Source organism: Streptomyces sp. McG3, from assembly GCF_018619185.1.
Lineage (GTDB): Bacteria > Actinomycetota > Actinomycetes > Streptomycetales > Streptomycetaceae > Streptomyces.
In genome coordinates this window covers 1-9055 of sequence record NZ_JAAXYC010000313.1, presented here as the reverse complement: position 1 = coordinate 9055, position 9055 = coordinate 1, and the positions used below count along the sequence as shown (strand labels likewise).

8 protein-coding genes and 2 pseudogenes are annotated in these 9055 nt (G+C 71.3%); 3 read left to right on the top strand and 7 right to left on the bottom strand.

Annotated features, from left to right (window positions below):
- The 5 genes and pseudogenes from HET64_RS39375 to HET64_RS32395 form a co-directional block, all read right to left on the bottom strand.
- Positions 1-110, bottom strand: a pseudogene (locus HET64_RS39375) (DNA mismatch repair protein MutT); the annotation flags it as partial.
- A gap of 66 nt (positions 111-176) precedes the next feature.
- Positions 177-587, bottom strand: a complete 411-nt coding sequence (locus HET64_RS32410; RefSeq protein WP_215110725.1) for a PTS-dependent dihydroxyacetone kinase phosphotransferase subunit DhaM — start codon at positions 585-587, stop codon at positions 177-179.
- On the bottom strand, positions 584-1192 hold the full coding sequence (gene dhaL, locus HET64_RS32405; protein ID WP_215110724.1) for a dihydroxyacetone kinase subunit DhaL: 609 nt from the start codon (positions 1190-1192) through the stop codon (positions 584-586). Before dhaL ends, HET64_RS32410 begins: the two co-directional genes overlap by 4 nt.
- Before the next feature lie 110 nt (positions 1193-1302).
- Positions 1303-2295 carry a dihydroxyacetone kinase subunit DhaK gene (gene dhaK, locus HET64_RS32400; protein WP_215110723.1) on the bottom strand — a complete coding sequence of 331 codons (993 nt, stop codon included), beginning with the start codon at positions 2293-2295 and terminating at the stop codon, positions 1303-1305.
- Between the two features lie 635 nt (positions 2296-2930).
- On the bottom strand, positions 2931-3287 hold the full coding sequence (locus HET64_RS32395) for a hypothetical protein (protein WP_215110722.1): 357 nt from the start codon (positions 3285-3287) through the stop codon (positions 2931-2933).
- Between the two features lie 501 nt (positions 3288-3788).
- Here HET64_RS32395 and HET64_RS32390 point away from each other — a divergent pair.
- The 3 genes and pseudogenes from HET64_RS32390 to HET64_RS32380 all read left to right on the top strand — a co-directional run bounded on the left by HET64_RS32390 (position 3789) and on the right by HET64_RS32380 (position 6758).
- Positions 3789-4697 (top strand): DUF4394 domain-containing protein, encoded by a 909-nt coding sequence (locus HET64_RS32390; RefSeq protein ID WP_215110721.1) that lies wholly within the window; start codon positions 3789-3791, stop codon positions 4695-4697.
- A gap of 46 nt (positions 4698-4743) precedes the next feature.
- A pseudogene (locus HET64_RS32385) lies at positions 4744-4923 on the top strand (fasciclin domain-containing protein); the annotation flags it as partial.
- A 242-nt stretch (positions 4924-5165) separates the two neighbouring features.
- Positions 5166-6758, top strand: a complete 1593-nt coding sequence (locus HET64_RS32380) for a molybdopterin-dependent oxidoreductase (protein WP_215110719.1) — start codon at positions 5166-5168, stop codon at positions 6756-6758.
- A 450-nt stretch (positions 6759-7208) separates the two neighbouring features.
- On the opposite strand, the gene HET64_RS32375 is transcribed toward HET64_RS32380, so the two are convergent.
- Together HET64_RS32375 and HET64_RS32370 are read right to left on the bottom strand one after the other, a co-directional pair.
- Entirely contained in the window at positions 7209-8009 is an 801-nt protein-coding gene (locus HET64_RS32375; RefSeq protein WP_215110718.1) for an ABC transporter permease, read from the bottom strand.
- Positions 8006-9025, bottom strand: a complete 1020-nt coding sequence (locus HET64_RS32370) for an ATP-binding cassette domain-containing protein (protein ID WP_215110717.1) — start codon at positions 9023-9025, stop codon at positions 8006-8008. Before HET64_RS32370 ends, HET64_RS32375 begins: the two co-directional genes overlap by 4 nt.
- Positions 9026-9055: the final 30 nt, after the last annotated feature.

The window sequence follows — 9055 nt, the reverse complement described above, 5'->3', positions numbered from 1 at the left end:
GCCCAGAACGGCCCGCCCATGTGCCCGATCAGCACCTCGACATCCCGCTCGCCCACGCTCTCCGTGACCCGGAAGAGGAGAAGCCCCGCACTGCGCCTGCCTGTCGACATGTCGTCAAGTCTGTGGCGGCACGGTGCGGGGCGCCACGCGGGCCCGGCACGACCCGGAGGAAAGCGCTACGTCTTGCGGTAGCCGTACGCCTCCGAGGCCGCCGCCTCCACCGCGGCCACGTCGCCGCCCGCCGAGGCGGTCACCACCGCGGCCACCGCGCCCTCCACGAACGGCGCGTCCACGAGCCGAGTGCCCTCGGGCAGCTCGTCGCCCTCGGCGAGCATGGCCTTCACCGTGAGGACCGCGCTTCCCAGGTCCACCAGGACCGCGACACCCGCACCCCGGTCCACCGACGCGGCGGCCCGGCCGATCAGCTCCGCGCTCGTCCCGAGCCCGCCGTCCGGCAGCCCGCCGGCCGGGGCGACCGGCGCGGTCACCCCGCCGGCCGCGAGGCCCCGGGCCAGCTCGGCGACGGACTCGGCGACGGCACCGCTGTGGGAGACCAGAACGATGCCCACCTGCCGCTCGCCGCTCACGCGCCCGCTCCGTCCGCCGTCGCCGCCAAGGCCTCGACCAGCAGCGCCGACGAGGTCGCGCCCGGGTCCTGGTGGCCGATGCTGCGCTCGCCGAGATAGCTGGCCCTGCCCTTGCGCGCCTGCAACGGCACCGTCGCCTCGGCGCCCGCGCGAGCCGCGTTCGCGGCGCCCTCGAACGAGGTGGCGAGGGCCTCCGCCGCGGGCAGCAATGCGTCGAGCATCGTCTTGTCCCCGGCCTGCGCGCCACCCAGCTGTCCCACCGCGGCGACCCCGGCCGCGAACGCCCGGGCCAGCTGGTCCCGCGTCACCTCGTCGTCGTCCCCGAGCGCCTTGCCCGTACGGCGCAGCAGCGTCCCGTACAGCGGTCCGGACGCCCCGCCGACGGTGGAGATGAGCTGCCGTCCGGCCAGGGTGAGCACAGCACCGGGAGTGGCGGGGGCATCCTTCTCCAGCACCGCCGTCACCGCCGTGAAGCCGCGCCGGAGATTGCTGCCGTGATCGGCGTCCCCGATCGCCGAGTCCAGCTCGGTCAGATGGTTCGCCTCACGCTCCACGGACGCCGCGACAGCGGTCATCCAGCGGCGGAAGAAGTCGGTGTCGAGCACATGATCTCCTGTTCCTCGGTCCCACCCGGAACGGATCGTCCCGGCGGCGGCACGGGCTGTACGCCGAACCCGCACCGGGGTCGCACACGGTCACGGGGACCCGTCGGCGCTCAGCGGCCCCAGCGGAGCGCGGCCGTCCGCACGGGCGCGTCCCACAGGCGCAGCAGCTCCTCGTCGACCTGGCACAGCGTCACCGAACAGCCTGCCATGTCGAGCGACGTCACGTAGTTCCCCACGAGCGTACGAGCCACCGGGACACCCCGCTCGGACAGGACCCGATGGACCTCGGCGTTGAACCCGTACAGCTCCAGCAGCGGTGTCGCCCCCATGCCGTTCACCAGCGCGAGCACCGGTCCGGTGGGGCGCAGGTCCTCCAGCACCGCGTTCACGGCGAAGTCGGCGATCTCCCCGGACGTCATCATCGGCCGCCGCTCACGCCCCGGCTCCCCATGGATGCCGATACCCAACTCCAGCTCCCCGGTCGGCAGATCGAAGGTGGGACTGCCCTTGGCCGGAGTGGTGACGGCGCCCAGCGCCACCCCGAAGCTGCGCGAGGCCCCGTTGACCTGCCGCGCGACGGCGGCCACCCGCTCCAGCGGAGCACCCTCGTCCGCCAGGGCTCCGGCGATCTTCTCGACGAACAGCGTCGCTCCCGTACCGCGCCGCCCGGCGGTGAACGTACTGTCGCTCACGGCCACGTCGTCGTCCACCACCACCTGGGCGACCTGGATCCCCTCGTCGTCGGCGAGCTCGGCGGCCATCTCGAAGTTGAGCACGTCACCGGTGTAGTTCTTGACGACGAACAGCACCCCCGCCCCGCTGTCGACGGCTGCCGCCGCCCGCAGCATCTGGTCGGGCACGGGGGAGGTGAAGACCTCCCCGGGACAGGCGGCCGACAGCATCCCCGGCCCGACGAACCCGGCGTGCAGCGGCTCGTGCCCCGAACCGCCCCCGGAGACGAGGCCCACCTTTCCCGCCACGGGCGCGTCCCGCCGCATGACGACCCGGTTCTCCACATCGACGGTCAGCTCGGGATGTGCGGCCGCGATGCCCCGTAGGGCATCGGCGACCACGGTCTCGGGAACGTTGATGAGCATCTTCACGTCTGTCTCCTAGCGGGCCTGTCGGAGGCCTTGTCGACCTGTGTTTCGACTGGTGGGAACGGTTGTGGCGCGTTGTTGATCCGGGCGGTCCGCGGCGGGCCGATGCGTACCGCGGCGGTCCTGACGCCGGCTGCTCGCCGGGTTTCCTGACGGGCTGCCGGCTGGCTGGTGCGGTGCTCGTGTGTGATCGGGCCGGAACCGGTGTGCTCCCACGATCCTGCCGAGGAGCCGCGTTCGACGCCACCTGCCGAACGAGTTGCGACGTCTGATCCGGTCAGTGGACGCATGGAGGTACGGAGGGCACTGGACGTGCCGGTATCTCTGCTGCGACGGCATGCGCCGCGTTTTGCCCGAAGCAGACGCACTGACAGTCTGCCGTGGCACCCGCCGGCCCCGGGGCGGACGCTGTGTCATCGAGGGGTGTTCCGCGGCACCCGGAGGGATACCGGTTGGCCCTGGCCGTCCCACACGCCCTTGAGGGTGAGGGTGCGGGTGCGGTGGCCGGTTAGGTCGTGCTTGGTCCGATTCCCTGAGACGAACCCTGCCGCCTCGCGCGTCTCTGGTCCGACACCGGTTCCGGGCCTGAAGCCGGCAGCGGCCAGGCCGAGGCCGTACCGGAGTTCCGGGTCACGCCGTCACGCCGCCCGCCCGGGAGCTCCGGTACGCGAATCTCCCTGCGCCTGATCGATGATCCAGTCCAGGGCATAGGGGCCCGTGCTGTAGGCGGGAGCCGTACGCCAAATCTGAGCGAAGACGCCGACCAGGGCATCCTTTGCCTGCTCCACGGTGGAATGCCGGGGTCGCAGAAGGGCGAGAAGCAGCGGCGCGACGAGGTCGTACAGCTCGGCCAGAGCTTTCGTGCTGCCGTGGGCGATCAGCACCAGCAGGTCATCAGCCCGCGCCGTTGCCCGTCCAGGCACCACGCACGCGGCATTCGGCGAGCCACCGCCACTCCGATGCCGCTGCCGTGCCCCAGTCTTCGCTTCCTTCACACATCTCACCCTATCGGTACTCCGGCCTCCGCCTGGGCCCGAGACCGTAAGGCCTTGCCGACCGGACAGCCCGTCAGGCACGTCACCCCCCGGAGTGGCGTCCGAGCTGTGAACACCGAAGAGGCTCATGACTCCCATGGAGGACTCGCGACGGGCGCTCGTCGGTAGTCGGCAGTACGGCCCGGACAGGCTCTGCGTCGTCCTCCCGCCTTCTGGGCCGCTCGGGCGGAACGGCCCTTCGGGAGCGGGCCATGGAAGATTCGGGGCCGCTCCCCGTGGCCCACGAGAGGCCGCTCTCCCAACGGCCGACGGGACCTCGTGGGCCTGTGTGCCCGCTTCGTCGACGGCGCGGCGGGCCTGTCGCCTCCGGGCAGGAACGTCGGCAGCTCCCCGTGCGGGTGCGGGCTGGATGGGCCTGCGCGACGCGCGGCTCAGATGCGCACGTGTTCTCGTCGCTCTTGACTCCCGATGGCCGGGAGTCGCACCTCGTAGGAGACACAGATGCGCAAAGCAGTTCTCGTCGCGGCCCTGACCGCAGCGGTGTCCATGGTCGTGCCGGCATCGGCAGGCGCGTGGGCGGCCGGTCCGCTGCCCACGCAGGCCGTACAGGGAGGGTCCGGCCCGGGAGACACGTTCGAGCAGAAGGCAGGAGACGACGGTCTCTCGGTGATCGGCCTGACCTCCGGTCAGCGGCTGGTGGAGTTCCGTACCGGCGAGCCGTCCAAGCCGTGGCAGCTGGGTAAGGTCAGCGGGCTCAAGAAGGACACCAAGCTGGTGGGCATCGACTTCCGGGTGCAGAACGCCAAGCTGTACGGGGTCGGCGACAAGGGCGGCATCTACACCCTGAACACCCGCAACGCGAAGGCTGCCAAGGTCTCCCAGCTGACCGTCGCCCTGGCCGGCAGGTTCTTCGGGGTCGACTTCAACCCGGCCGCGAACCGGCTGCGCGTCATCAGCGACACCGGCCAGAACCTGCGCCACAACATCGACGACCCGGCCGCCCCGCGCACCACCACCGTCGACACCCCGCTCACCAACCCGACGACGCCCCCGTCATCGGCCAAGGGCGTGACCGGCGCCGCGTACACGAACAACGACCTCAACGCCGACACCGCGACGGCCCTGTTCGACATCGACACGACGAACGACCGGGTCTCGCTCCAGTCGCCCGCCAACTCCGGCACCCTCGCCCCCACCGGGAACCTCGGTGTCAACGCGGGACCGAACGCCGGATTCGACATCTACTTCTCCCACCGGGCCCGCACGAACCAGGGCTTCGCCGCACTGAGCGTCAACGGCGCTTACCGCTTCTACGAGGTCAACGTGCTGACCGGCCAGGCCGAGGTGGTCGGAGCGTTCCCCAAGAACCACCAGGTCACCGACGTCGCGCTGCCCCTGAACCAGAGCTGAGCGCAGAGGCTGTGGTGCCGGCCTCGCCAGCCGGCACCACACGCTGAAGATCACCCGGCAGCAGATGGAGAAGGGGTCGTTCAAGACCCTGGAGGGCGGCACCCCGACCACCGCCGGCTCCGGCGAATCGTTCACGGTCAACGACTCGGCGAAGATCGTCTGCGGGAACGTTCCCACCGCCAACGCGACCGTCGACATCATCGACACCGTCCTGACCCCGAGGTAGCCCCACCGGGGAACGCCGACGTCTGGCGGGCCCGCATCCACCTGGATGCGGGCCCGCCACCGGTATCCCATCCTTCCGCGAACGGGCTACACCTACCTGGGCCGCTTCCGCTCTGCGGGCAGCGACGGTGGCGTCTGCCTCCGACCGCACCGGTGCCTCCATGTCGTGCATTCGGGTGGCATCCCATCGGTCCGGCCCGGCAGGGAGGGCGAAACAGGCACAGTTGGTCTGGACTCCTGAGTGTGACGACATCTGCGAAACTCTGGGTCCGTCTGCCACTGGGGGCACTGAGCGGCCTGCTTGCCGGGTTCGCGGCTCTCGCGGTCGCCGAGCTGGTCTCCGCCGCGGTCCGCCCGCAGGCCGGGCCCCTTACCGCCGTGGGCGGGGCGGCCATCGACCGTACGCCGACGCCGGTCAAGGACTGGGCGATCCGCCACTTCGGCGAGGACGACAAACTGGTCCTGCAGCTCGGCATCCTCGCCACGCTGGCCGCGTTGGCCATCGTGCTGGGAGTGGTGGCACTCCGCTTCCGCCGGGTCGGCGCCGCAGGGGTGCTGATCTTCGGGGTGATCGGCGCGACGGCCGCGCTGACCCGGCCGGACTCGACGGGCTTCACCGACGCGCTCCCCTCCGTGGTGGGCGCTGTGGTGGCGGCGGTGCTGCTCTACTACCTCATCGGGCGGCTCACCCGACCCCCTCGTGCCGACAGGGCCACGGCGGACGCGGACTCGGACCGCGGAGCGGGCTGGGACCGGCGTGGGTTCGTCATCGGCGCGTCCGCGGCGGCGGTCGCATCCCTCGGTGTGGGAGCACTCGGTCGCTATCTCACCGGTAACGCGTCGCAGGCGGCTGTGGAGTCCCGGAACGCCGTGCGGCTGCCCGCCCCGGCTTCGCCGGCGCCCCCGCTGCCGGCCGGCACGCAGCTCAAGGTTCCGGGCATCAGCCGCTTCACCACGCCGAACAAGGCGTTCTACCGCGTCGACACGGCTCTGGTGGTGCCGAAGGTGGACGCTGACACCTGGCGGCTGCGTATCCACGGCAGGGGCGTCGCCCGCCCGGTCACGCTCACTTTCGAGGACCTGCTCCGGCGTGAACTGATCGAGCGGGACATCACGTTGACCTGCGTGTCCAACGAGGTCGGCGGGCCGTACGTCGGCAACGCACGGTGGCTGGGCGTACGGCTGGCCGACGTCCTGGCCGAAGCCGGGGTCAGGCCTCCGTCGAAGGGCGGTCCCGCGGATCAGCTCGTGGCGCGCTCCGTGGACGGTATGACGCTCGGCTCCCCGGTGGAGGCCGCCATGGACGGGCGTGACGCGATGCTGGCGGTCGGGATGAACGGGCAGCCGCTGCCCTTCATCCACGGGTTCCCGGTCCGCATGCTCATTCCGGGGCTGTACGGATACGTCTCCGCCTGCAAGTGGATCGAGGACATCGAGCTCACGACGTTCGCCGACTACGACCCGTACTGGGTCAAGCGCTCGTGGGCCCGTCGGGCACCGATCAAGACGCAGTCCCGGATCGATGTTCCCAAGCCGCTGTCCCGGTCCAAGGCCGGGACGGTGATGGTCGCCGGCGTGGCATGGGCCCAGCACCGCGGAATCGACCGGGTTCAGGTCCAGGTGGACGACGGCCCCTGGCGGGACGCCGACCTCGCGACGGAGGCGAACATCGACACCTGGCGCCAGTGGTCCTTCCCGTGGAAGGCGACACCCGGGAGCCACACACTGACCGTCCGCGCCACCGAACGCGGCGGCCAGGTACAGACGGAGAAGCGGACAGGCACCGTCCCCGACGGCGCCAGCGGCTGGCCGTCCGTCGTCGTCACCATCGACTGAGGGGCGGGTGTACGTGATGCGACGGCGCAGCCGATCAGGTGTGCCGCCCCGGGCTCGGGGTGCTGGAGGCCGGGTTCCTGGTGGAGCCCTGCCGCGGGGCACCCCAGGAGTGGCGACCCGCGGCAGCTGTTCCTCACAGGCCGTCACCGCGAGGAACGGTGTACGGCAGCCATCGTCGACGGTGCCGCACTGCGCGGCGCTCCTTCCAGGGCAGCCGCGCAATGGGCATTCGCCACAGGACGGGCGGTGGATTGGTCCGCGAGATGATTTCTCATCGGTTGGCCTACCCTCCTGTTCCTGTGCGAGGCCCGGCATCGAGGATTCGCCGGGTTCTTCGGCGAGTGACGACTTTGGGGGCACGGTGGGAGGGTGGAGCCGAGGTGATCACGATTCGGCCCCGTGCCTTCGCCGTCCATGGCCGCGGCTCGCCCCGTCACCAGGGGGTGTCCCTCAGCCGAGGGTGATGCGCCGGAACCTCCTGAGCGCGAGCAGCATGAACGCGCCCGTGATCAGGCAGGCGCAGGCCACGGCGTAGGGGAGCGCGTGCACGACGGGCCAGGTGTCGCTCGTCGGGAGGCCGGCCGGCGGTGGATTGCCGAAGAGCTGTCGGACGGCGGTGGCCGTGGCGGAGACCGGGTTCCATTCCGCGATCGCCCGCAGCGGGCCGGGCATGGTGTGCGTGGAGACGAACGCCGAGGAGACGAACGTGACCGGGAAGAGCCAGATCAGCCCCGCGCTCTGCGCGACCTCGACACTGCGGGCCATCAGCCCGATCGCCGCTCCCACCCAGGACATCGCGAAGGCGAAGAGAAGGATCAGCAGGTAGGCCAGGAGCGCGTCGGCCGGGGAGGCGGTGATCCGCCAGCCCACCAGCAGCCCGCACAGCGAGGTGACGACCAGGGTCACCGTGCTCATCGTCAGGTCCGACAGGGTCCGTCCCAGGAGCACCGCCATGGCGGGCATCGGCAGCGAGCGGAAGCGGTCGACGATGCCCTTGTCCATGTCGTTGGCCAGGCCCAGGGCGGTGAACGCCGCGTTGAAGGTGACGGCTTGGGCGAAGATGCCGCCCATCAGGAACGTGCGGTAGTCGGCCCCACCGAGGCTTCCGCCGAAGACATAGGCGAGCAGCAGGACGAACATGACCGGCTGCACCAGGGCCGCGATGACCGATCCCGGTGTCCGGCGCAGGTTCAGCAGATTGCGCCAGGCCACGATGGAGGAGTCGCGGCTCAGCCGTTGGACCGCGGTCACCGGCCATCGCCCCCGGTCGCCGTGACACCTGTCGAGGCCGTCGGGACCGGAGGTCTGCCCGGCTCCAGGGGGCGGCCGGTGAGGGAGAGGAACACGTCGTCCAGGGTCGGCGGTGCCAGCTCCACGTCCCGGACGGCGATGCCGGCCAGCCGCAGGCAGCCCAGGGCGTATTCCAGGCTCTGCGCGCCGTGGTCGGTGGCGACGGTCAGGCGGCCGGTGCGCGGGTCGAGGTCGGGGAGGTGCTCTCCGAGCGTGGCCAGGATCTCGGCCGAGGTGACCCGGTGCCGCGGTTCGGCGACGGTCAGCGAGAGCCGCTCGCCGCCGACCCGCGCCTTGAGTTCGGCGGCCGAGCCGCGGGCGACCACGTGTCCGCCCTCGATGACGACGATGGCGTCGGCCAACTGGTCCGCCTCCTCCAGATACTGGGTGGTGAGGAGCACCGTCGTTCCCTCGGAGACCAGGTCCCTGACGGCTTGCCAGGTGTCGGCCCGGCCCCGGGGGTCGAGGCCGGTCGTGGGCTCGTCCAGGACCACCACGGCCGGCCGCGCGACCAGCGCGCCGGCCAGGTCGAGCCGTCTGCGCATTCCTCCCGAGTACGTTCCGCTCGGCAGATCCGCGGAGTCCTCCAGGTCGAAGCTGCTCAGCAGTTGCCCGGCCCTGCGGCGGGCCGCATGACGGCCGAACCCGTAGAGCCGGGCGACGAGGTACAGGTTCTCCCGGCCGGTCAGCTTCTCGTCGACCGCGGCGTACTGGCCGGAAAGCCCGAGGTCGCGGCGTACGGCCTCCGGGTCGGCGAGGACATCGTGACCGGCCATCCAGGCCCGGCCGCTGTCCGGTCGCAGCAGTGTCGACAGCACCCGCACCGTGGTGGTCTTTCCCGCGCCGTTCGGGCCGAGTACCCCCAGCACGGTGCCGGGGGCCGCTTCGAGGTCCACGCCGGCCAGGGCCTGCTTCTTCCCGAATCGTTTGGTGAGTCCTTCGGCGCGTATCGCCGGACGGGTCGGCGGGGCGGTCATGGGTGCCTCTCGTGGTGCGTGGGGTGGGGC